At 63.7% G+C, this 20383-nt stretch carries 23 protein-coding genes; 12 read left to right on the forward strand and 11 right to left on the reverse strand.

Annotated elements, in window-relative coordinates:
- Position 1: 1 nt before the first annotated feature.
- From topA to NGR_RS16730, 5 genes are all read right to left on the reverse strand, one after another.
- Positions 2-2674: a type I DNA topoisomerase gene (gene topA, locus NGR_RS16710; RefSeq protein WP_012707655.1), complete on the reverse strand. Its 2673-nt coding sequence runs from the start codon at positions 2672-2674 to the stop codon at positions 2-4.
- A 227-nt stretch (positions 2675-2901) separates the two neighbouring features.
- On the reverse strand, positions 2902-4062 hold the full coding sequence (gene dprA / locus NGR_RS16715; protein ID WP_012707656.1) for a DNA-processing protein DprA: 1161 nt from the start codon (positions 4060-4062) through the stop codon (positions 2902-2904).
- Positions 4062-4673, reverse strand: coding sequence for a glycerol-3-phosphate 1-O-acyltransferase PlsY (plsY, locus tag NGR_RS16720; protein ID WP_012707657.1), 612 nt, complete (start codon positions 4671-4673; stop codon positions 4062-4064). The genes dprA and plsY overlap by 1 nt, the downstream gene beginning before the upstream one ends.
- Before the next feature lie 29 nt (positions 4674-4702).
- Positions 4703-5995 carry a dihydroorotase gene (locus NGR_RS16725; RefSeq protein ID WP_012707658.1) on the reverse strand — a complete coding sequence of 431 codons (1293 nt, stop codon included), beginning with the start codon at positions 5993-5995 and terminating at the stop codon, positions 4703-4705.
- Complete coding sequence (locus NGR_RS16730) at positions 5992-6933, reverse strand: aspartate carbamoyltransferase catalytic subunit (RefSeq protein ID WP_012707659.1); 942 nt, start codon at positions 6931-6933, stop codon at positions 5992-5994. The genes NGR_RS16725 and NGR_RS16730 overlap by 4 nt, the downstream gene beginning before the upstream one ends.
- A gap of 168 nt (positions 6934-7101) precedes the next feature.
- Between NGR_RS16730 and NGR_RS16735 the strand changes: the two genes are divergently transcribed.
- Positions 7102-8754, forward strand: a complete 1653-nt coding sequence (locus NGR_RS16735) for an acyl-CoA dehydrogenase family protein (RefSeq protein WP_012707660.1) — start codon at positions 7102-7104, stop codon at positions 8752-8754.
- Here NGR_RS16735 and NGR_RS16740 read toward each other — a convergent pair.
- Positions 8736-9671, reverse strand: a complete 936-nt coding sequence (locus NGR_RS16740) for an AEC family transporter (protein WP_012707661.1) — start codon at positions 9669-9671, stop codon at positions 8736-8738. The genes NGR_RS16735 and NGR_RS16740 overlap by 19 nt on opposite strands.
- Positions 9672-9878: 207 nt before the next feature.
- Between NGR_RS16740 and NGR_RS16745 the strand changes: the two genes are divergently transcribed.
- On the forward strand, positions 9879-10031 hold the full coding sequence (locus NGR_RS16745) for a hypothetical protein (RefSeq protein WP_164924132.1): 153 nt from the start codon (positions 9879-9881) through the stop codon (positions 10029-10031).
- The gene (locus NGR_RS16750) at positions 10028-10372 is read left to right on the forward strand and encodes a DUF6105 family protein (protein ID WP_164924265.1); all 345 of its coding nucleotides are present in this window, start codon (positions 10028-10030) and stop codon (positions 10370-10372) included. The genes NGR_RS16745 and NGR_RS16750 overlap by 4 nt, the downstream gene beginning before the upstream one ends.
- On the opposite strand, the gene ruvX is transcribed toward NGR_RS16750, so the two are convergent.
- Entirely contained in the window at positions 10315-10803 is a 489-nt protein-coding gene (gene ruvX, locus NGR_RS16755) for a Holliday junction resolvase RuvX (protein ID WP_164924266.1), read from the reverse strand. The genes NGR_RS16750 and ruvX overlap by 58 nt on opposite strands.
- 120 nt (positions 10804-10923) lie before the next feature.
- Between ruvX and NGR_RS16760 the strand changes: the two genes are divergently transcribed.
- The 4 genes from NGR_RS16760 (at position 10924) to NGR_RS16775 (ending at position 14101) form a co-directional block, all read left to right on the forward strand.
- Positions 10924-11628, forward strand: a complete 705-nt coding sequence (locus NGR_RS16760) for a metal-dependent hydrolase (protein WP_012707663.1) — start codon at positions 10924-10926, stop codon at positions 11626-11628.
- A gap of 106 nt (positions 11629-11734) precedes the next feature.
- Complete coding sequence (gatC, locus tag NGR_RS16765; RefSeq protein ID WP_012707664.1) at positions 11735-12022, forward strand: Asp-tRNA(Asn)/Glu-tRNA(Gln) amidotransferase subunit GatC; 288 nt, start codon at positions 11735-11737, stop codon at positions 12020-12022.
- Between the two features lie 46 nt (positions 12023-12068).
- The gene (gene gatA, locus NGR_RS16770) at positions 12069-13550 is read left to right on the forward strand and encodes an Asp-tRNA(Asn)/Glu-tRNA(Gln) amidotransferase subunit GatA (protein ID WP_012707665.1); all 1482 of its coding nucleotides are present in this window, start codon (positions 12069-12071) and stop codon (positions 13548-13550) included.
- Positions 13551-13627: 77 nt separating this feature from the next.
- Positions 13628-14101, forward strand: coding sequence for a GNAT family N-acetyltransferase (locus tag NGR_RS16775; RefSeq protein ID WP_012707666.1), 474 nt, complete (start codon positions 13628-13630; stop codon positions 14099-14101).
- A 71-nt stretch (positions 14102-14172) separates the two neighbouring features.
- Here NGR_RS16775 and NGR_RS16780 read toward each other — a convergent pair whose 3' ends face one another.
- Complete coding sequence (locus NGR_RS16780; RefSeq protein ID WP_012707667.1) at positions 14173-14427, reverse strand: YjhX family toxin; 255 nt, start codon at positions 14425-14427, stop codon at positions 14173-14175.
- Between the two features lie 197 nt (positions 14428-14624).
- Positions 14625-14918 carry a DUF1294 domain-containing protein gene (locus tag NGR_RS16785; protein ID WP_348774935.1) on the reverse strand — a complete coding sequence of 98 codons (294 nt, stop codon included), beginning with the start codon at positions 14916-14918 and terminating at the stop codon, positions 14625-14627.
- 149 nt (positions 14919-15067) lie between these two features.
- On the opposite strand from NGR_RS16785, the gene gatB reads away from it, so the two are divergent.
- Both gatB and NGR_RS16795 read left to right on the forward strand, forming a co-directional pair.
- The gene (gatB, locus tag NGR_RS16790; protein ID WP_012707669.1) at positions 15068-16570 is read left to right on the forward strand and encodes an Asp-tRNA(Asn)/Glu-tRNA(Gln) amidotransferase subunit GatB; all 1503 of its coding nucleotides are present in this window, start codon (positions 15068-15070) and stop codon (positions 16568-16570) included.
- Between the two features lie 2 nt (positions 16571-16572).
- On the forward strand, positions 16573-17073 hold the full coding sequence (locus NGR_RS16795; protein WP_012707670.1) for a GNAT family N-acetyltransferase: 501 nt from the start codon (positions 16573-16575) through the stop codon (positions 17071-17073).
- Between the two features lie 59 nt (positions 17074-17132).
- Here the strand turns inward: NGR_RS16795 and NGR_RS16800 are convergent, their stop codons facing one another.
- Complete coding sequence (locus NGR_RS16800) at positions 17133-17813, reverse strand: redoxin domain-containing protein (protein WP_012707671.1); 681 nt, start codon at positions 17811-17813, stop codon at positions 17133-17135.
- 232 nt (positions 17814-18045) lie between these two features.
- On the opposite strand from NGR_RS16800, the gene NGR_RS16805 reads away from it, so the two are divergent.
- The 3 genes from NGR_RS16805 to NGR_RS16815 all read left to right on the forward strand — a co-directional run bounded on the left by NGR_RS16805 (position 18046) and on the right by NGR_RS16815 (position 19597).
- A complete protein-coding gene (locus tag NGR_RS16805; RefSeq protein ID WP_012707672.1) occupies positions 18046-18510 on the forward strand; it encodes a GNAT family N-acetyltransferase in 465 nt (154 codons plus the stop codon).
- 108 nt (positions 18511-18618) lie between these two features.
- The gene (locus tag NGR_RS16810) at positions 18619-19014 is read left to right on the forward strand and encodes an NADH:ubiquinone oxidoreductase subunit NDUFA12 (RefSeq protein ID WP_012707673.1); all 396 of its coding nucleotides are present in this window, start codon (positions 18619-18621) and stop codon (positions 19012-19014) included.
- Positions 19015-19144: 130 nt separating this feature from the next.
- Positions 19145-19597: a DUF2155 domain-containing protein gene (locus tag NGR_RS16815; protein WP_012707674.1), complete on the forward strand. Its 453-nt coding sequence runs from the start codon at positions 19145-19147 to the stop codon at positions 19595-19597.
- 167 nt (positions 19598-19764) lie between these two features.
- Here NGR_RS16815 and aat read toward each other — a convergent pair whose 3' ends face one another.
- A complete protein-coding gene (gene aat, locus NGR_RS16820; RefSeq protein WP_012707675.1) occupies positions 19765-20379 on the reverse strand; it encodes a leucyl/phenylalanyl-tRNA--protein transferase in 615 nt (204 codons plus the stop codon).
- Between the last annotated feature and the right edge of the window lie 4 nt (positions 20380-20383).

Consider the following 20383-nt stretch of genomic DNA (forward strand, 5'->3'; position numbering starts at 1 on the left):
GTCAGCCCTTCTTGGCCTTCGCGGCCGTCTTGCTCTTCGCCTTTGCGGCCGCCTTGGGCTTCTCGGCTTTCGCCGCCGTGCTCTTGGTTGCCGCGGTCGAGGATCTGCCCCTGGCCGCCTTGCCATTGCCCGCCTTGCCCTTCGACACGCCACCTTTCGCCGCACGTTCGGCGATCAGTGCCAGCGCCTCTTCGACGGTCACGGACTGCGGATCCTTGCCCTTCGGCAGGGTGGCGTTCACCTTGCCCCAGTTGACATAGGGGCCGAAGCGCCCGTCGCGCACAGTCATCACGCCGCCGTCGGGATGTTCCCCGAGTTCCTTGAGGGCGGCAGCCGCGGTGCGCCCGCCGCCTGCACCCTTCGACTGCTTGTCGGCAAGAGCCGAAACGGCGCGATTGAGGCCGATCGAAAAGACGTCCTCCACCGATTCCAGATTGGCATAGGTGCCGTCATGCAGCACGAACGGTCCGTAGCGGCCAATCCCGGTCGAGATCATCTTGCCGGTTTCCGGGTGCTTGCCGATGTCGCGCGGCAGCGAGAGAAGAGCGAGCGCCTTCTCGTGGTCGATCGTCGCCGGCGTCCAGCCCTTCGGCAGGCTCGCGCGCTTGGCGTCCTTGCCGTCGCCCCGCTGGACATAGGGACCGAAGCGACCGCTGCGCAGGGTGATTTCCTCGCCGGTGTGCGGATCCTTGCCGAGGCTCTGCGGCTCGTTCGACACGGCCGCTTCCGCATCGCCGTTGCTGTCGGACGACAGCTGGCGCGTGTAGTTGCATTCCGGATAGTTCGAGCAGCCGACGAAGGCGCCGTATTTGCCCAGCTTCAGCGAGAGCTTGCCGGTGCCGCAGACCTGGCAGGTGCGCGGGTCGCCGCCGTCCTCGCGTTTCGGGAAGACGAGCGGTGCAAGCTCCTCGTTGAGCGCATCGAGCACATTGGTGACGCGCAGTTCCTTGGTGTCCTCGATCTGCGAGAAGAAATCCTTCCAGAACTCGCGCAGGACGTCCTTCCAATTGAGCTCGCCGGCCGAGATCTGGTCGAGCTTTTCCTCGAGAGATGCGGTGAAATCGTATTCGACATAGCGGGTGAAGAAGCTCTCGAGGAACGCCGTCACCAGCCGGCCCTTGGCCTGCGGCATCAACTTGCGCTTGTCGATCTCCACATAGTCGCGGTCGACGAGCGTGCTGATCGTCGCGGCATAGGTCGAGGGGCGCCCGATGCCGAGCTCTTCCATCTTCTTGATCAGCGTCGCTTCCGAATAGCGCGGCGGCGGCTCGGTGAAGTGCTGGGTGGCGTTGATCTTCTGCTTGGCGAGATTTTCGCGCGCATTGATCTCGGGCAGCCGGCCGCTCTCATCGCCGTCGTCCGCCTGCTCGCCGTCTTCCTTCATGTCGGTATAGGCGGCGATGAAGCCGTCGAAGCGGATGACGGAGCCGGTGGCGCGCAGGCCGGCCTTCTTGCCGCCGTTGTCGGCGGCGATCTCCGCCGTCGTCCGCTCGATCTCGGCCGATGCCATCTGGCTGGCGATGCCGCGCTTCCAGATCAGGTCGTAGAGCTTCAGCATGTCGCCGTCGAGGAAGCGGCGCACCTCATCGGGGGTGCGGTTGAAGTCCGTCGGGCGGATCGCTTCGTGGGCTTCCTGGGCGTTCTTCGCCTTGGTCGAATAGAAGCGCGGCTTTTCCGGCAGGTAGCGGGTGCCGAACTGGCTGCCGATCGCCCGGCGCGCCGCATCGATCGCTTCCGGCGCCATCTGTACGCCGTCCGTACGCATATAAGTGATCAGACCGACGGTCTCGCCGCCGACATCGACGCCCTCGTAGAGCTTCTGTGCCACCTGCATGGTGCGCGACGCCGAGAAACCGAGCTTGGAGGAGGCGGCCTGCTGCAGCGTCGAGGTTGTGAAGGGCGGACCCGGGTTTCGCTTGACGGGCTTCGCCTCGACGCTTTCGACCACATAGCTCGCGCCGTCGAGCAGGGCCTTCAGCCGATTGGCCTCCTCGCCGTTGCCAACCGCTTTCGGCTGCAGCCGCTTGCCGTCGGCCGAGACGAGCCGCGCTTCGAACTCGTCGCCGCGCGGTGTCTTCAGGAGCGCCGAGATATTCCAGTATTCTTCCGTGACGAAGCGTTCGATCTCGGCCTCGCGATCGCAGACGAGCCGCAGCGCCACCGATTGGACGCGACCGGCCGAACGGGCGCCAGGCAGCTTGCGCCACAGAACCGGCGAAAGGTTGAAGCCGACGAGGTAGTCGAGCGCGCGGCGGGCGAGATAGGCGTCGACGAGCGAAATGTCGATGTCGCGCGGATCGGCCATCGCATCGAGCACGGCCTTCTTGGTGATCGCATTGAAGACGACGCGCTTGACCGGCTTGTCGCCGATGACCTTCTTTTTCTTGAGGAGGTCGAGCACATGCCAGGAGATCGCTTCACCTTCCCGGTCCGGGTCGGTTGCCAGGATCAGTCCGTCCGACGACTTCACGGCGTCGGCAATGTCCTTCATCCGCTTGGCGGAGGCGCCGTCGACTTCCCACGACATTTCGAAGTCTTCGTCCGGGCGAACCGATCCGTCCTTGGCCGGCAGATCCCGCACATGGCCGAACGAAGCAAGCACCTTGTAGCCGGGGCCCAGATACTTGTTGATCGTCTTGGCCTTGGAAGGCGATTCCACCACTACAACATTCATCGTCATTCTCTGAGACAATCTCTTCTGGCAAGGCGCAGGCGTTGCGCGGCCTTTGTTGTGGCCACGAAATGGACAGGGATTCGGGCGCGGTCAAGGGGTTTCACGAAAATAGCGACATCCCGACCGATCGCAACCAAATCGCAATATTCGATTTACCGCAACTCGTGGTGGTTCGTTTTTCGATTTCTGCGCGTGTCGCGAGGCGGCGTACATCTGCGTTTCCGCCCCTATTGCGGAGGAGCGAGGGATACGAGATTCGCCCCGTGACGGCAGAGCTGGCCGGCGAGATCGAGTTCGAGCAGTACAAGGTGGACCTCGGAGGCGGCAAGTCCGGTGTGGCGAATGATATCGTCGATCTCGACCGGGGTCGGGCCGAGCGCTTCGACGACAAGCGCGCGGCCGCCTTCGCCGAGCGTCGCCGTTGCCGGCGGCCCTGAGGGCGCGGGTTCGACCGCCGGTTCCCGGGCATTCAGGCGCGAGAAGAGATCGTCACGGCTTAGAGGGGCCAATCCCTCGAGCACATCGGCCGTGGAAGTGGTGACGATCGCGCCTTGTTTCAGGAGATCGTTCGTTCCGTGACAGCGCGGATCGAGCGGCGAGCCCGGTACGGCGAAGACGAGCCGGCCGAAATCGGCCGCGTAGCGGGCGGTGATGAGCGATCCCGAACGGCTGGCCGCCTCGACAATGGCGACGCCGAGACTGATGCCGGCGACCAGGCGGTTCCTTCGCGGAAAGTCGCGGGCGCGCGGCTCCCAGCCGAACGGCATTTCACTGATCGCCAATCCTTCGCCTGCGGTGATCTCCTGCAGGAGTCCGATATTCTCCGGCGGGTAGGGTCGGTCGAGGCCGCCCGCGAGAGCGGCGATCGTGCCGGTTCCGAGGCTGGCTCGATGCGCAGCGGTGTCGATGCCGCGCGCGAGGCCGGAGGTGATGGCGTAGCCGGCGGCACCGGCATCGCGCGCGATCATCGCGGCGAATTTCGCACCGCTGGCCGAGGCATTGCGCGAGCCGACGATGCCGAGCGAGGGGCGGCTTGCCGCCTGGAGGTTGCCCTTCATCGCAAGGAGCGGTGGGGCGCCGTCGATCTCTTTCAGCGCCGGCGGGTAGTCGGTTTCGCCGATTCCGACGAACACTGCGCCGAACCGGTGCGCGGCCTCGAACTCGCGCTCCGCAGCCGCCACCGAGGCGACGCGAAACTGTCCACCCGCGCCGCCGCGGCGCGACAGTTCCGGCAGTGCCTCGAGCGCCGCCTCCGCAGAGCCGAAGTGGTTGACGAGATCCCGAAAGGTCGCAGGACCGACATTGTCGCTGCGGATCAACCGCAGCCAGGCGATCCTCTGCCGTTCCGTCAGCGCGGTTCCGTTACGTCGAGCCCCGCCGATCGGCATTATCCCTTTTCTCCGATCCGGCTTTCCGTGCCGCTCAAGAGCCGCTGGATATTGGCGCGGTGCTTGATCCAGGTGATCACCGTCATCAGGGCGAAGAGCAGGGCGACCTTCCCGTATCCGGTTGCATAGAGTGCGATCGGCATGACGGCGGTAGCGATGAGTGCCGACAGTGAGGAGTAGCGGGTGATCTTCGCCGCGGCGAGCCAGATCGCTGCGAAAGCGGGCACCATCAGCGGCGCCAGGCCGAGCAGGACGCCGATATAGGTGGCGACGCCCTTGCCGCCCTTGAAGGAGAGCCAGACGGGGAAGAGATGCCCGAGAAAGGCGGCGAGACCAGCGGCGATGCCGGCTTCAACGCCCCAGAGTGAGGCGATTGCGGCCGCTGCCGTGCCCTTCAGCGCGTCGAGCAGCAGCGTGGCGGCCGCGAGCTTCTTGTTGCCGGTTCTCAGCACGTTCGTCGCGCCGATATTGCCGGAGCCGATCTTGCGCACGTCGCCGAGCCCCGCCATGCGGGTGAGGATCAGGCCGAACGGGATGGAGCCGAGCAGATAGCCGAAGGCAAGGCACAGAAGTGTTGCAGGCAGCCCCAACTGCCAGGAAAACAGATCCACCGGTTCCTCCCCCGCCTAAATGCGTCTGCTCATGATGAATGGACGAGCTTGCCGCCAACATAGGTTTGGACGACCCGGCCGGTAAAGCGCGCATTTTCGAATGGCGTGTTCTTGGAGCGGGAAACCAGCTCCTTTTCGTAGAGGATCCAAGGTTCGTCCAGATCGAGGACGGTAATGTCCGCCTTGGCGCCGGGCTTCAGCGTGCCGGCATCCAGACCGAAGATCGCGGCTGGACGCGTCGAGAGCGCATCGATCAGCCGCATCAGCGGCACCTGGCCGCTGTGGTAGAGCCGAAGGGCGGCCGCCGCCAGGGTTTCCAAGCCGATCGCGCCGTCTGCCGCGTCGGCGAAGGGCAGGCGTTTGGTGTCGGCGCCCTGGGGGTCATGCGAGGAGACGATGATGTCGATCTTGCCCGTGGCAAGTGCCTCGACCATTGCGACCCGGTCGTCTTCGCCGCGCAGCGGCGGCGACAGCTTGAAGAAGGTCCGGTATTCGCCGATGTCGTTCTCATTCAGCGTCAAATGGTTGATCGAGATGCCGCAGGTCACGTTCGCGCCGCGCTCCCGGGCTGCCTGCACGGCATCTGCCGATTCGGGCAAGGAGACTTCGGCGGCGTGATAGGCAGCCTTCGTCAGGGCGGCGATGCGAAGATCGCGCTCGAGCGGAATGATCTCGGCCTCGCGCGGAATTCCGGGAAGCCCGAGCCAGCTTGCCAGCAGCCCTTCGTTCATGACGCCGTTGGCGCCGAGATATTTGTCGCGGGTCTCCAGCGCAACGACGGCATCGAACTCGCGCGCATAGGTCATCGCGCGGCGAAGCACGAGAGAGTCGTGGACCGGCTGCCGGCCGTTGGTGAAGCAGACAGCCCCCGCATCCCGGAGAAGCCCGAGTTCGCTCATCTCCGCCCCGAGCAGCCCCTTGGTCAGCGCCGCCGCCGGATGGACGTTGACGAGCGCCTTGTCGCGGGCGGTCTTCTGCACGAATTCGACGAGGGCGATCTCGTCGATCACCGGATTGGTGTCCGGCATGGCGATAAAGGAGGTGACGCCGCCGGTCGCGGCGGCCCGCGAGGCCGACTCGATCGTCTCGCGATATTCGCTGCCCGGTTCGCCGACGAAGACGCGGGCATCGACGAGCCCCGGCACCGCGGTAAGACCGGCGCAATCCTTGACGAAGGCACCCGCCGGGACGCCCTGGTTCATGGCGTCCTTTCCGGCTGCAAGGATGCGTCCGTCGTTTCCGACGACGATCGTGCCGGTCTCGTCGAGGTTCCGCGAGGGATCGACGATGCGCAGGTTCTGAAGGACGAGCGGTCTGGTCATGGGCGCGGCCCCTGGTCCTGCGAGAGAAGAAGTGTTTCCATGACGGCCATGCGCACCGCGACACCCATCTCGACCTGCTGTTCGATGACGCTTTGCGGTCCGTCGGCGACCTCGGACGCGATCTCGACGCCGCGGTTCATGGGGCCCGGATGCATGACGAGCGCATCGTCCTTGGCCGCCTTCAGCGTTTCCGCGTCGAGCCCGTAATAGTGGAAGTATTCGCGCACCGACGGCACGAAGGAGCCGGCCATGCGCTCGCGCTGGAGCCGCAGCATCATCACCACGTCCGCATCCTTCAGGCCCTCCGCCATGGATCGATAGACCTCTGCGCCCATCTGTTCTATGCCGGCGGGAAGCAAGGTCGCCGGTGCGACGACGCGGACACGGGCGCCCATCTGGTTGAGCAGCAGGATGTTGGAGCGGGCGACGCGGGAATGCAGGACGTCGCCGCAGATCGCCACGATGATCCGCGACAGCTTGCCCTTGGCGCGGCGGATCGTCAGCGCGTCGAGAAGCGCCTGCGTCGGATGCTCGTGCTGGCCGTCGCCGGCGTTGACGACCGAGCAGGAGACCTTCTGCGCGAGCAGTGCTGCGGCGCCGGCCGAGGAGTGGCGCACGACGAGCACGTCCGGATGCATCGCATTCAGCGTCATCGCCGTGTCGATCAGCGTCTCGCCCTTCTTCACCGAGGAGTTGCCGACCGACATGTTCATGACGTCGGCGCCAAGCCGCTTGCCGGCCAGTTCGAAGGACGATTGCGTGCGGGTCGAGGCTTCGAAGAAGAGGTTGATCTGCGTCAGCCCGCGCAGTGAAGAGGTCTTCTTCTCCCTCTGCCGGGAGATTTTGACCGCTTCGTCGGCGCGATCGAGCAGGAGCGTGATGTCCTGCTCCGTCAGCCCCTTGATGCCGAGCAGGTGGCGATGCGGGAAAGTGATCATGAGCCGCCCTTGCATGCTGGAATTCGGCTCGCTCTATAGAACGTGGTCCCCGGCACGGCAAGTGGCGCGACAAGCCGCGCGCCGGGCCTTCCGAAGAAAACTTGCAGAGGCCGCGGTTCTTGCCGCGGACCTGTTTCGTACCCGCGAAACTTGCGCTAGAACCGGCCTATGAATCAGATGAACCGGACCGAACAGAAACTCGCCGAACTGAACCAGCCGAAGCCCTGGTCCGGTATCAATGCCTATCGCTCCGACCCCTTGATGGTCGACATCACCTCGGCCATGCCGAAGCCGTTGCGCGACGAGTTCGACGCGCTCGGCCGCTACGTGACCTCGCCGGAGGCCCAGGAACTGGCGCGCATGGCCAATGAGGGTGTGCCGAAGCTGAAGACGCACGGCCCGCGCGGCGAGCGCCTCGACGTCGTCGAGTTCCATCCGGCCTGGCATGCGCTGATGCGTCGGTCGATGACGACCGGATTGCATTCGTCCGCCTGGGAGAACCTGCCGGACGAGCGCGGCCGGTCGCACAAGGCGAGGGCGATCCGCTTCTATCTGACGGCGCAGCTTGAGTGTGGCCATCTCTGCCCGCTGACGATGACCAGCGCTTCCGTTGCTGCGATCACTGCATCGCCGGCCGTCCAGAAGGAATGGGCGCCGAAGATCCTGTCGCGCAAATATGACTCGACGAACCGGCCCTGGATGCAGAAGTCCGCGGTGACGATCGGCATGGGCATGACGGAGAAGCAGGGCGGTACGGATGTGCGCGCCAACACCTCGACCGCCGAACGGGTCGGCGAGGGGATCTATCGCCTGAACGGCCACAAGTGGTTCATGTCGGCGCCGATGAGCGACGCCTTCGTCATGCTGGCGCAGACCCGCGAGGGGCTCGGCTGCTTCCTCGTCCCGCGGCTGCTTGAGGACGGTGGCGCCAACGGGCTGCGTTTCCAGCGTCTCAAGGACAAGCTCGGCAATCGCTCCAATGCGTCGTCGGAGGTCGAGTTCTCGGACACCTTCGGCTTCCTGCTCGGAACGCCGGATGCAGGCATTCGCACCATCCTCGATATGGTGACGCTGACGAGACTCGACTGCGCGCTCGCTTCGGCCGGCATGATGCGCGCCTCGCTCGCCGAGGCCGTGCACCACACCCGCGGCCGCAACGTCTTCGGCAAGTCGCTCGTCAGCCAGCCGATGATGACGCGTGTGCTCGCCGACATGGCACTCGACGTCGCCGCGGCAAGTGCGCTGTCGTTCCGCCTCGCCGAAGCTTTCGACAATGCCCATGGCAGTGCCGATGATGCGGCTTACGCCCGCATCATGACGCCCGTGGCGAAATACTGGTGCTGCAAGATCGCCCCTGCCTTGATCTACGAGGCGATGGAGTGCCTCGGCGGCAACGGTTACGTGGAAGAGCGGGCGCTTGCCCGGCATTATCGCGAAGCGCCGGTCAACGCGATCTGGGAAGGCTCCGGCAATGTCATGGCGCTCGACGTGCTCCGGGTGCTCGGACGTCGCAAGGAACTCTTCGAGCAGTTGTTCGGCGTCTTCAGCCGCGATCTCGGGCCTGCTGGACCGAAGACCATCGATGTGCTGCGGGCCGCCATGTCGCTCTGCGAGCGTGACGAGGGCGCCGCGCGCCTGCTGGTCGAACAGCTTGCGCTGGCGGCGGCGGCGGCCGAGCTCTATCGGTTGGGCGCCGGGCGCATCGCCGACGCCTTCCTGGAGTCGCGATTGGCCGCCGGCTGGCGCGCGACCTACGGCATGCTCGATTCGCGCTTCGATTCCGCCTATGTGCTCGACCTGCTTTATCCGGCGGCCACGTAGCGGGTGACGGAAAGAACGAGCGGTATCGTGAAGAACGACACGGCCGTCTGCACCGTGGCGACGGCGGCGTAGAGTTCCGCATCTCCCCCCATCTGCTTGGCAAGAAGATAACCGTTCATCGCCGTCGGCACGGCGGCGCCGAGCGCGATGACGAGCAGGGCATCGCCGGTGATGCCGAGCAGTGCGCTGGCGCTGACCATGAAGATCGGCATGACGATGAGCTTCAGGGCGACCGCGAGGACAGCGGCGCCCGTGGGCTTCAAGGCATCGGCAATTCTTAGCCCGGCGCCGACCAATACGAGGCCGAGGCTGAGCGAGGCCGTTGCCAGCATGTCGATCGCGGTCATCACCGGCTCGTAGAGCTCGATGCCGGTGAGGTTGAACAGTATCCCGGCGGCCGAAGCGAGGATCAGCGGATTGGTTATGATCTTCAGGAAGAAGAAGCCGACCCCGCGGCCGCCACCGCCGAACCAGACGAGCACGCCGACATTGTAGAAATTGATCGGGATGATGATCAGCGTCATCACCAGCGCCGTCAGGCTGAGGCCGATCGCACCATAGAGTTTTTCAGCCACGGCAAGGGCGATGAAGGCGTTCCAGCGCGTCGCGGTCTGGAAGATCGAGGTGAAGGTGGCGCCGGAAATGCCCTTGCCGCGCAGGAGGGGCCAGGTCAGGAGGAGGGCGATCGACATCAGCGTGACGCTGCCGATTGCCGCGCCGGCCGTCGCATCGGCCTCCATTCCGGTGAAATCCGCCTTCGCCAAGGTCGAAAAGAGAAGTGCGGGAAAGAGAAAATAGTAGCCGAACTGCTCGAGCCCGACCCAAAGCCCCTGGTCGACGAGCCGGGAACGGCGAAGCCAGACGCCGAGCAAGACGAGCAGGAAGACGGGAAGGATGCTTTCGAAAATGGCGGTCATCGCGGCTCATGCAGACGGAAGTGCTAGGGCTGGTGCAGGGCGAGGATCGGCTCGCACGCACGCCAAGCTTTTAGAACTGTGAGGCTGCGGGCCGCAACCCCGCTTGACTTGTGAATATTAACCTTAATGAATGGTTTACGTTGCGCTGGGGCGGCGATGGCACAGATACTGACGCCAGTTCAATGAAGTTCGGAACGGAGCGGTTCGGTGAGAACTGGCTTGATGATCGTCATGATGATGTTTTTCGCCGCACTGGCGCTCGACATAGCAACGCTCGCCGTCGGCCTCTTCGCCTTCGTTCTCGCGGAGCGGGCCATCTATCCGCTGCTGTGCGGCCGGGCCGAGAGGAGAGGCGCATGAAGTGGCTGATGATCTTCTGGGGCGGGCCGGTCATCCTGCTGACCGGCTGGTATTCACTCTCCTATTACGACATGAGCTTCGGCATCTTCATGTTGACGCGCGAGGCGCACGACCTGGTGTTCCGCGTCTACGGCCACGTCCTCGGTATCCCGCCGGAAAGCATCCCACCGCTTGTTGCGCGGGCGATGGTCGTCGATACGATCGTCCTTTTCGGGCTCGTAGCGCTCCGCAGACACCGGCAGATCGCCTCCTGGTTCGGCGCGCGCTTCGGCGGCGCGACCTCTCAGCCGGCGGGCGCGTCGCCCCTGCCAAGCAACGCCAATCTGTCGAGCGCTCCCTGAAGAATGAAGGAGGCGGCGGCCGAGTCGATGCGCTCGGCGCGTTTCCTGCGCGAAACATCCATCTCGATCAACACCCGCTCGGCCGCGACCGTCGAAAGCCGCTCGTCCCAAAGCACGAAGGGGATATCCGTCTTCTCGCCCATATTGCGCACGAAGGCCCGCGTCGCCTGGCAGCGCGGCCCTTCCGTCCCGTCCATGTTGACGGGCAGGCCGATGACGAAGGCTCCGATCCGTTCCTTTGCGGCCACATCGAGCAGCGCTTGCGCATCGATGCCGAACTTGACGCGCCGAAGGACGTCGCGCGGCGTTGCGAAGCGCCGTCCGAGATCGGATACCGAAATGCCGATCGTCTTGGTGCCGAGGTCCAAGCCCGCGATCGCCTGATGCGGCGGCAGCCGCGCGGCGAGTTCTTCGATGGTGATAATTGCCATAGGATGAGCCGATTCGATCTTTCCAGTTCGCTGGTCTGATCCATATGCTTGCCCGACAGATAAATCGATCACCTTTCTGCTCCGGCCCCGGCCGGGCGCCGTGGTTTTAGGGAGAACGTCATGAAGATCAAATGGCTGGGCCATTCCGCCTTTCACATCGAAACCGCCAAGGCGAAGATCCTGGTCGATCCGTTCTTCACCGGCAATCCAGCCTTCGACGACAGCGAGCGGCAGGCCGCCACCGCCGGGCTGACGCATATCCTCCTGACGCATGGCCATGGCGACCACGTCGGCGACACGGTGGCGATCGCCAAAGAAACCGACGCGACCGTCGTCGCCAACTTCGATCTGTGCATGTGGCTCGGACGGCATGGCATCTCCAAGATGGAGCCCGGCAATACCGGGGGCACGATCCGGCTCGGCGCCTTCTCGGCCACCTTCGTCAATGCCTTGCATTCCTCGGCGCAGATTACCGAGGACGGGGTCTCGCATTGCCTCGGCAACGCCAATGGCCTCGTCCTGCATTTCGACGACGAGCCGACGCTCTACCACATGGGCGACACCGACATTTTCTCCGACATGGCGCTTATCCAGGAACTGCACCAGCCGGATATCGGCATCGTGCCGATCGGTGACCGCTTCACGATGGGCGGAGCGGTGGCGGCGCTCGCCTGCCAGCGTTATTTCAAGTTCGACACCGCCATACCCTGCCACTATGGATCCTTCCCCATCATCGACCGGACGCCGGAGACCTTCGTCGCCGCCATGGACGGCGCCTCGACGCTGGTCGCCACACCCGAGGTCGGCGGCGTCGTCACGTCTTGAGGAAGAGCCCCCATCTGATACAGAAGCGGGTTGGCGTTATTCGCGAGTTGCACGTTGTGCAAGTCGTCTTTATAGCGGGGGAAATCCTGAGAGACCGGAGACGATCATGTCCGTAGACCTAGCCACCGTGAAGCGTGTCGCCCGCCTTGCCCGGATCGCCGTCAGCGACGAGGAAGCCGAACGGATGACCGGCGAACTCAACGGCATCCTCGGCTTTGTCGAGCAGCTTTCCGAAGTGAACGTCGATGGTGTCGAGCCGATGACCTCGGTGATGCCGATGGAGATGAAGAAGCGGGACGATATCGTCGCGGATGGCGACAAGGCCGCCGATATCGTCGCCAATGCGCCGAATTCGGATCGTGATTTCTTCCTCGTTCCCAAGGTCGTCGAGTAAGCCGCTTCCGCCGCCCGCGTCCAGATTTCGAAAGTTCGATTGCACCATGACCGACCTGACCCGCCTCACGATCGCCGAAGCCCGCGCCAAGCTTTCCGCCAAGGAAATCACCGCGGTCGAATTGACCGACGCCTATATCGGGGCGATCGAGGCAGCCAATGAGACCATTAACGCCTATGTCACCGTCACGCCGGAAAAGGCGCGGGCGATGGCCAAGGCCTCCGACGCCCGTATCGCCGCCGGCAAGGCTGGCGCGCTGGAAGGCATCCCGCTCGGCATCAAGGACCTTTTCGGCACCGAAGGCGTCCACACCCAGGCCTGCAGCCACATCCTCGACGGCTTCAGGCCGCGCTACGAATCGACCGTCACCCAAAACCTCTGGAACGACGGCGCCGTCATGCTCGGCAAGCTCAACATGGACGAGTTCGCCATGGGCTCGTCCAACGAGACCTCCTACTACGGTCCGGTCAAGAACCCGTGGCGCGCCAAGGGATCGAACATGGATCTCGTGCCCGGTGGCTCGTCCGGCGGTTCGGCCGCGGCAGTCGCGGCTTATCTCTGCGCCGGCGCGACGGCGACCGACACCGGCGGCTCGATCCGTCAGCCGGCCGCCTTCACCGGCACCGTCGGCATCAAGCCGACCTACGGTCGCTGCTCGCGCTGGGGTGTCGTCGCCTTTGCCTCCTCGCTCGACCAGGCCGGCCCGATCGCCCGCGACGTGCGCGATGCGGCGATCCTGCTGAAGTCGATGGCAAGCGTCGACCTCAAGGACACGACCTCCGTCGACCTTCCGGTTCCGGACTACGAGGCATCGATCGGCCAGTCGATCAAGGGCATGAAGATCGGCATTCCGAAGGAATACCGCGTCGACGGCATGCCGGAGGAGATCGAGGCGCTCTGGCAGCAGGGCATCGCCTGGCTGAAGGAAGCCGGTGCCGAAATCGTCGACATCACGCTGCCGCACACGAAGTACGCGCTGCCCGCCTATTACATCGTCGCGCCGGCCGAAGCGTCGTCCAACCTCGCGCGCTACGACGGGGTGCGCTACGGCCTGCGTGTCGACGGCAAGGACATCGTCGACATGTATGAGAAGACGCGCGCCGCCGGCTTCGGCCGCGAGGTCAAGCGCCGCATCATGATCGGCACCTATGTGCTTTCGGCCGGTTACTACGACGCCTATTACCTGCGTGCCCAGAAGGTTCGCAGCCTGATCAAGCGCGACTTCGAGCTTGCTTTCCAGGCCGGCGTCGACGCGATCCTGACCCCTGCCACGCCGTCTTCGGCCTTCGGCATTGCGGACGAGGATCTCGCATCCGATCCGGTGAAGATGTACCTGAACGACATCTTCACCGTGACCGTCAACATGGCCGGGCTTCCGGGGATCGCCGTGCCGGGCGGGCTCGATCACAAGGGCCTGCCGCTCGGCCTGCAGTTGATCGGCAAGCCTTTCGACGAAGAGACGCTGTTCAAGACGGCCCACGTCATCGAACAGGCCGCCGGCCGCTTCGCCCCGTCCAAGTGGTGGTAACCGGCCACTGCTTGGCTTCGGCGATAGTCAATCGGCGTCAACAATGATGTAATGAAAGCGGAAAGGGGCTCCGCTTCATGGTCGTCATTCGCCACGCTCGCCAGAACGAGATCGGTCTTCTTGCGGCGATCGGGCTGCGGGCCTGGGCGAAGGCGATTGCAGGGCTCGCGGATGCCGCGCGAATGCGAGATGCGGCGGAGAGCGCCTTCGTCGATTTCCTGACGGAGCACTGGCTTTCCGTTCTCCTGATCGAGGAGGAAAACCAGGTCTGCGGCTGGGCCGCCCGCGAGGACCTCGACGGCACGATCTCCGATCTCTGGATCGATCCCGCGGCGCAGGGCATGGGTCTTGGCCGGGCGCTGCTGGCCGATATGGAGCAACGCATGGCGGCAGAGGGCTTCGACGTCGCGAGCGCAAAGACGCACGCGCAGAACACCGCCGCTGTCGCCTTCTTCCAAAGCGCCGGCTACCGGGTGAAGTGGCTGTCGACCGCCTATTCGCAGAAGCTCGACCGCGACATGGAATTCATCGGCCTCTCCAAAGAGTTATAGGTGCGATGGAAGAAGCCAAACCGGAGATGATATCATTTCCGGTTGTAACCGGATGGTTACGTGGCCGAGGGTCACCGGTTGTCGAGTTCGGAACGGACCAAGTAGAGCCCGCGTTCGGTGATGCGATAGGGCCTTCCACTCGACGACCTGATCGCCCTCTTGCGTTTCAGTTTGCGAAAGAGCTCGAGATCGACGCCGGGATAGACCCAGCCGTCGCGTGTGAAGCAGCGGATCTCGGCGATCGTCTTGCCTTCCCGCTTGATTTCGATGCGGCCGCCCTGGGCCAAATGATGAAGGATGCGCTGTTCGGCGCGCGAAATGTCCATAATGTGAGTGTTCCGGAATGGCGTTCTTCAGAACGCAGGAAAACGGTCCGCCGATCGTGAGATGAGCGGGGTTCGCGTTTCCGGCCCGTGCGCGCGATTCTTGGTGAACGCGGGCAGGGCCCTTACCGGGACTCAGACTGAAGGAACATAAAGACTCCGTTCGGACAGGCATTTTCTAAGGAACGGCCGCCCAGGCGTCAAGAAGCGCGGACAATTCCGGACTCGTAGCGGCAGTGGCGATAATGAGGCCGAGATGGAACGTGACGATGGCGAGAAGCAAAGTCCGGAACGGCTCTTTCCTTGTCTTGTGCTGATGAATTTGGGCATGCGAGAAGCGCCCCGAGGCTGCCGCCGATGGCGGCAAACGTCAGCAACATTCGCTCCGACACACGCCAAGCATTGCGTTGCGCCGCTCGCTTGTCCAGCCAGAACAAGCAGTAGGTCGCGAGGTTGATACTTGTGAGGACGGTGAGGATCATCAATGGCGACATGGGTAACGATAGTCACAAGGTGTCCAAAGTTTCGTTAAGCGCGACCGCGACCGAGGGCGGTCTGTGGCCGCGCCTCACAAGCCTTGCACCGCAGAACCAATTGCTCTACCGAGAAACCTCAAAATTCAGGCTTCAAAGAAGAGCATGAGATGAGCATCGTCGACGTCCGCACTCCCGATCCGAAACGCTTCATTCCCGGCGCCACCGGCGACTGGGAGGTCATCATCGGCTTGGAGGTCCATGCCCAGGTGCTGAGCAATTCGAAGCTGTTCTCCGGGGCGTCGACCGAGTTCGGCAACGCGCCGAATGCCAACGTCTCGCTGGTCGATGCGGCCATGCCCGGCATGCTGCCGGTCATCAACGAGGAATGTGTCAAGCAGGCGGTGCGCACCGGCCTCGGCCTCAAGGCCAAGATCAACCGTCGCTCGATCTTCGACCGCAAGAACTACTTTTATCCGGATCTGCCGCAGGGCTACCAGATCTCACAGTACAAGGATCCGATCGTCGGCGAAGGCAAGATCATTATTTCGATCGGCCCGGACCGCCAGGGACAGTTCGAGGATGTCGAGATCGGCATCGAGCGCCTGCATCTGGAACAGGATGCCGGCAAGTCGATGCATGATCAGCATCCCTCCATGTCCTATGTCGACCTCAACCGCTCCGGCGTCGCGCTGATGGAGATCGTCTCCAAGCCGGACCTGCGCTCGTCGGACGAGGCCAAGGCCTATCTCACCAAGCTGCGTTCGATCCTGCGCTATCTCGGCACCTGCGACGGCAACATGGACGAGGGGTCGATGCGGGCCGACGTCAACGTCTCGGTGCGCCGCCCGGGTGCGGCTTTCGGAACGCGCTGCGAAATCAAGAACGTCAACTCGATCCGCTTCGTCGGCCAGGCGATCGAATACGAGGCGCGTCGCCAGATCGGCATCCTCGAGGATGGCGGCACGATCGATCAGGAAACCCGGCTCTTCGACCCGAACAAGGGCGAGACGCGCTCGATGCGCTCCAAGGAAGACGCGCACGACTACCGCTATTTCCCCGATCCGGACTTGTTGCCGCTCGAGTTCGACGACGCCTTCGTCGAGGCGCTCAAGACCGATCTTCCGGAACTGCCGGACGACAAGAAGGACCGCTTCGTCCGTGACCTGGGGCTCTCGGTCTACGATGCCTCCGTTCTCGTCTCGGAAAAGGCGATCGCCGACTATTTCGAGGCGGTTGCCGAAGGACGCGACGGCAAGATTGCCGCGAACTGGGTGATCAACGACCTGCTGGGCGCCTTGAACAAAGCCGGCAAAACCATTGAAGAGACTCCGGTTTCGCCGGCCCAACTGGGCGGCGTCATCGACCTCATCAAGGCCGGTACCATCTCCGGCAAGCTCGCCAAGGATCTCTTCGAAATCCTCTGGAACGAAGGTGGCGACCCGGCCGAGATCGTCGAGAGCCGTGGCATGAAGCAGGTCACCGACACCGGCGCGATCGAGAAGGCCGTCGATGAAATCATCGCCGCCAACCCGGACCAGGTGGAAAAGGCCAAGGCGAAGCCGTCGCTTGCCGGCTGGTTCGTCGGCCAGGTGATGAAGGCGACCGGCGGCAAGGCCAATCCGCAGGCGGTGCAGGCTCTCGTCAAGTCCAAGCTCGGCATCGAAGAGTGACGATGTTCTTCGTCCGTACGGCAAGCGAGCGCGACCTCGAAAAGGTGCGCGCTCTGCTCGTCGAGACCTGGCACGCGACCTATGACAGCTTCTATGGCGTCGACAAGGTCGACAAGCTGACGGCCAGGTGGCACTCGGTCGATGCCCTGAGGGCTCGGCTGCAAAAGAAGAACGCGGAGTTCGTCGTCGCGGACAACGGCCGCGAAATCGCCGGCATGGGGTTTGCAGCCATGTCGGACACGCGTCCGAAGACCGTCATCCTTCATCAGCTCTACGTCCTGCCCAAGTTCCAGCGGCAGGGCATCGGCCGCGACATGTTCGCCGAACTCGAAACCTGCTTCCCGGATGCCGATCGCATGCGCCTCGAGGTCGAGCCGGAGAATCTCCATGCGCTGGCCTTCTACCGCGCGCACGGGTTCTCAGAGGTCGGAACGACGCCGAATTGCGGCGACGAGCAATCGGGCATCCCGGCACTCATCCTGGAAAAGCACCTCGTCCGATAGGCTGCCACGTTCTATCCACGCTTAGGCGTTTCGCGGCGGGTTAGGAGAATGCCTGCGGATCACCGGCGAAGCCCGCCGACGGCGGCGAGGATCTCCGTCGCGGTCGGGAAAACGCACAGGCTGTCCGGTCCGTCGCGCGCCTCGATTTTCGCCCAGCCGATCACACCGGCCGCATCGACCAGGAAGTGGCCGACGAGCTGTGTGCCGTGGTTTGCCAGGATCGCTTTGTCGGCTTCGTCAAGCTCGAAACCGTCCCTGGCGTTGAGTACGACGTTGGCTTCCATAGGATGCAAGGGTTGCGGGAACTCGCCGGTAGGGTTGATGCGAGCCGCGTCGAATTGCGCCATCGCTGAACGATAGGGCCATTCGGGCTGGTCGTTGCTGCCCTGGGGCAGGAACTCGCCATACGGTACGCCGAAGGCTCGGTGTGTGCTGCAATCCGGGTCGCACAGAAGGGTGACCGGCGTCGGGCGGTGGCGGTAGTACAGGCGGGCGCGCTCCACCGGCGTGTTGATCACGGCGAGGGTCTCTATTCCGTCGGCGCGGAGCGCAGTTTGCACGCCGGCAAGCTGTTCCACCTGGCGCCGGCAGAATGGGCAATGCAGCCCGCGAAAAAAGCCGATCAGGAACGGGCGGCCATGCAAGTTGCCGAGAGAGACCATCCCTTCTCGGTTGGCTGCGGGAAGCGCGAAGGAGGGCGCGGCCTCTCCCGGCTGCAGCGGACGCCTTTGGTTTCCCATGGCATGTTTCCTTTGAAGGTTGTTCCACGCGAACAGCGGATTTCTTGAAGGCCTCACCGACCTCTCAAGGCCCTGCACTGTAGCGGAAATGGCACCTTCACTCCATCTGCAAGGCACAGAATACCGCGGGTCTCCCCGAATGGCGGGAACGCATCTTACTTGACCTTTGTCACAATACCGTCGTCCCTTATGGTTGATGTGGCTGAGCACGCATAATGGAATGGAAACGATAATGACGATTGATCTTGAAATCCGCGAAGCCGAGCGCCGCGATCTACCTGCGATCATCGCCCTTTTCGCCAATGATGAAGCCGGCGGGCACGGCGATACGACTGGGCCGGAGGCATTCGGCGACTATCTTGCGGCTTTCGAGAAGATTGGCGCCTCGGTCCACCAGACGCTCTATGTCGCCTGCCACAGCGGCGAGGTTGTCGGCACGTTCCAGACGGCGATATCGACTTCGCTGCCGGGGCGCGGCAGTTCCAGCCTGGTAATCGAGGCGGTGCAGACAAGAGAGGACATGCGCGGCCGCGGCATCGGCGAGCGCATGGTCCGTCACGCCATTGCCGAAGCGCGGGAAAGGGGGGCGGCGAAAGTGCGGCTCACCTCGAACGCGTCGCGCGTCGACGCGCACCGCTTCTATGAACGCCTCGGTTTCGAGCGCAGCCACTTCGGCTTCAAGATGCAGGTGAAATGACCGCGTCTTCAGGCGGAAACACTGGACAAGGCAAAAGTGGCGCGGCATAAGCGGGAGCGAGATTTTGTTATCCGGCTGCCTCCCATCGGCCGGTAAAGGACGATGCCCATGAAGCTCCTGCTGCAGATTTTCACCTGGTGGAACGGACAGACGATCGGTACGCGCTTTCACACCTGGCGTAATGGCCAGCGCGTCGGCGAAGACGAGTTCGGCAACGTCTACTACCAGGGCGGCAAGGATTCCGAAGGCCGGACGCGGCGCTGGGTTATCTACAATGGCCCGGCCGAGGCGTCTGCCATTCCGGCCGGTTGGCACGGGTGGATGCATCACCGCACCGACGTATCGCCCGCCGACGAAAAATATGCCGCACGGGAATGGCAGCAGCCGCATCGTCCGAATCCGACGGGCACGCCCAGCGCCTACCGCCCGAAGGGCTCGCTGGCCAATGCAGGCCGGCGCCCGCGCGTGACCGGCGACTACGATGCCTGGACGCCGCGCTCCTGATTGCTGACCGAGGCGGGCTCACTCGCCAGCTCATATCTCAAACTGAGAATCGATCACGGCGCAGCCACATTTCGGGTTTAGCGCCTGAGGGGCTATTCAGAACAAACAGCATCGCAAGGGATTGGCGGGAATGGCAGATTTCTGTCTGCGGAATTTGATCGGCCGGACAGCCCGGCACACCGGTCTGGCGGTTCTCCTGGCTTTGCCCTTGATCTCAGCCGGCGAGCCGGCACGCGCGACGCGCCTCTCCAATGCCGTCGCGGTCTTTTCCGGCATCGACAAGATCACCGGCCGCATTACCACCTTCGACGTCTATATCGGCGAGACGGTGCAGTTCGGCGCTCTGCAGGTCACCCCGCACGTCTGCTATAGCCGCGACGAGACGGAGGCGCCGAAGACCACCACCTTCGTGGATGTCGACGAGATCACGCTCGACCGCAAGATCCGGCGCATCTTCACCGGCTGGATGTTTGCCGACAGCCCCGGCCTCAACGCCGTCGAGCATCCCGTCTATGACGTCTGGCTGCAGTCCTGCAAGCCGACCTCCGACGTTCCCCCGCCGGATACGGCCGCGAAGCAATGAGTTTGCAAGAATAGTGTACTGCCCCTCACCCTAACCCTCTCCCCGTAGGACGGGGAGAGGGGACTGCTGCCAGCGCTGCATCGCCCTTCTCCCCGCTCGCGGGGAGAAGGTGCCGGCAGGCGGATGAGGGGCTGACATATGGCAGACGCACGCACACATTTCCCGATCTAAAATTCAAGATTCGGCGAGGCAATCGCTCTTGCAAGCAGCAGGTCGTACTCGGCTTTCGGCACGTCGACGGCGCCGAAGGATTTCAGGTGCTCCGTGGTGAATTGCGTGTCGAGCAGTTGGAAGTGCCGGGCGCGCAGTCGCTCGACGAGATGGACGAGACAGATTTTCGAGGCATCGGTCCGCAAGGAGAACATGCTCTCGCCGAAGAAGGCCGCCCCTAGCGAGACGCCATAGAGGCCACCCACGAGCCGGTCGCCCTCCCAGGCCTCGACACTGTGGGCATAGCCCATCCGGTGCAATGCTGCATAGAGAGATCGGATCTTGTCGTTGATCCAGGTGGTCGGCCGACCGGGCGCCGGCTTCGCGCATCCCTCGATAACCGCTTCGAAGGCCGTGTCGAAGCGGATCTCGTAAGGACGCTTGCGAATTCTCTTGGCGAGGCTGTGGGAGACGTGAAATCGATCCAGCGGGAGGACGCCGCGAATCTCCGGCTCGACCCAGAAGAGTTCTGGATCGTTGGCCGAATCAGCCATGGGAAACAGGCCGATGGAATAGGCGCGCAGCAACATGTCCGGGGTGATTTCCGGTTGTTTGCTGCGCGATCCTTTCAATCTC

This window comes from Sinorhizobium fredii NGR234 (assembly GCF_000018545.1).
Taxonomy (GTDB): Bacteria; Pseudomonadota; Alphaproteobacteria; order Rhizobiales; family Rhizobiaceae; genus Sinorhizobium; species Sinorhizobium fredii_A.

What these genes read in the sequence shown, in the direction of transcription:
- NGR_RS16750 (WP_164924265.1), top strand. Translation starts at nt 10,028, where the DNA reads ATGAAGTGGCTGATGATCTTCTGGGGCGGGCCGGTCATCCTGCTGACC.
- NGR_RS16810 (WP_012707673.1), top strand. Translation starts at nt 18,619, where the DNA reads ATGAAGCTCCTGCTGCAGATTTTCACCTGGTGGAACGGACAGACGATC.
- NGR_RS16780 (WP_012707667.1), bottom strand. Translation starts at nt 14,427, where the DNA reads ATGGACATTTCGCGCGCCGAACAGCGCATCCTTCATCATTTGGCCCAG.
- gatA (WP_012707665.1), top strand. Translation starts at nt 12,069, where the DNA reads ATGACCGACCTGACCCGCCTCACGATCGCCGAAGCCCGCGCCAAGCTT.
- NGR_RS16760 (WP_012707663.1), top strand. Translation starts at nt 10,924, where the DNA reads ATGAAGATCAAATGGCTGGGCCATTCCGCCTTTCACATCGAAACCGCC.
- NGR_RS16785 (WP_348774935.1), bottom strand. Translation starts at nt 14,918, where the DNA reads ATGTCGCCATTGATGATCCTCACCGTCCTCACAAGTATCAACCTCGCG.
- NGR_RS16725 (WP_012707658.1), bottom strand. Translation starts at nt 5,995, where the DNA reads ATGACCAGACCGCTCGTCCTTCAGAACCTGCGCATCGTCGATCCCTCG.
- dprA (WP_012707656.1), bottom strand. Translation starts at nt 4,062, where the DNA reads ATGCCGATCGGCGGGGCTCGACGTAACGGAACCGCGCTGACGGAACGG.
- NGR_RS16805 (WP_012707672.1), top strand. Translation starts at nt 18,046, where the DNA reads ATGACGATTGATCTTGAAATCCGCGAAGCCGAGCGCCGCGATCTACCT.
- gatC (WP_012707664.1), top strand. Translation starts at nt 11,735, where the DNA reads ATGTCCGTAGACCTAGCCACCGTGAAGCGTGTCGCCCGCCTTGCCCGG.
- NGR_RS16800 (WP_012707671.1), bottom strand. Translation starts at nt 17,813, where the DNA reads ATGGGAAACCAAAGGCGTCCGCTGCAGCCGGGAGAGGCCGCGCCCTCC.
- NGR_RS16815 (WP_012707674.1), top strand. Translation starts at nt 19,145, where the DNA reads ATGGCAGATTTCTGTCTGCGGAATTTGATCGGCCGGACAGCCCGGCAC.
- topA (WP_012707655.1), bottom strand. Translation starts at nt 2,674, where the DNA reads ATGAATGTTGTAGTGGTGGAATCGCCTTCCAAGGCCAAGACGATCAAC.
- NGR_RS16735 (WP_012707660.1), top strand. Translation starts at nt 7,102, where the DNA reads ATGAATCAGATGAACCGGACCGAACAGAAACTCGCCGAACTGAACCAG.
- gatB (WP_012707669.1), top strand. Translation starts at nt 15,068, where the DNA reads ATGAGCATCGTCGACGTCCGCACTCCCGATCCGAAACGCTTCATTCCC.
- ruvX (WP_164924266.1), bottom strand. Translation starts at nt 10,803, where the DNA reads ATGGCAATTATCACCATCGAAGAACTCGCCGCGCGGCTGCCGCCGCAT.
- NGR_RS16795 (WP_012707670.1), top strand. Translation starts at nt 16,573, where the DNA reads ATGTTCTTCGTCCGTACGGCAAGCGAGCGCGACCTCGAAAAGGTGCGC.
- NGR_RS16730 (WP_012707659.1), bottom strand. Translation starts at nt 6,933, where the DNA reads ATGATCACTTTCCCGCATCGCCACCTGCTCGGCATCAAGGGGCTGACG.
- NGR_RS16775 (WP_012707666.1), top strand. Translation starts at nt 13,628, where the DNA reads ATGGTCGTCATTCGCCACGCTCGCCAGAACGAGATCGGTCTTCTTGCG.
- NGR_RS16740 (WP_012707661.1), bottom strand. Translation starts at nt 9,671, where the DNA reads ATGACCGCCATTTTCGAAAGCATCCTTCCCGTCTTCCTGCTCGTCTTG.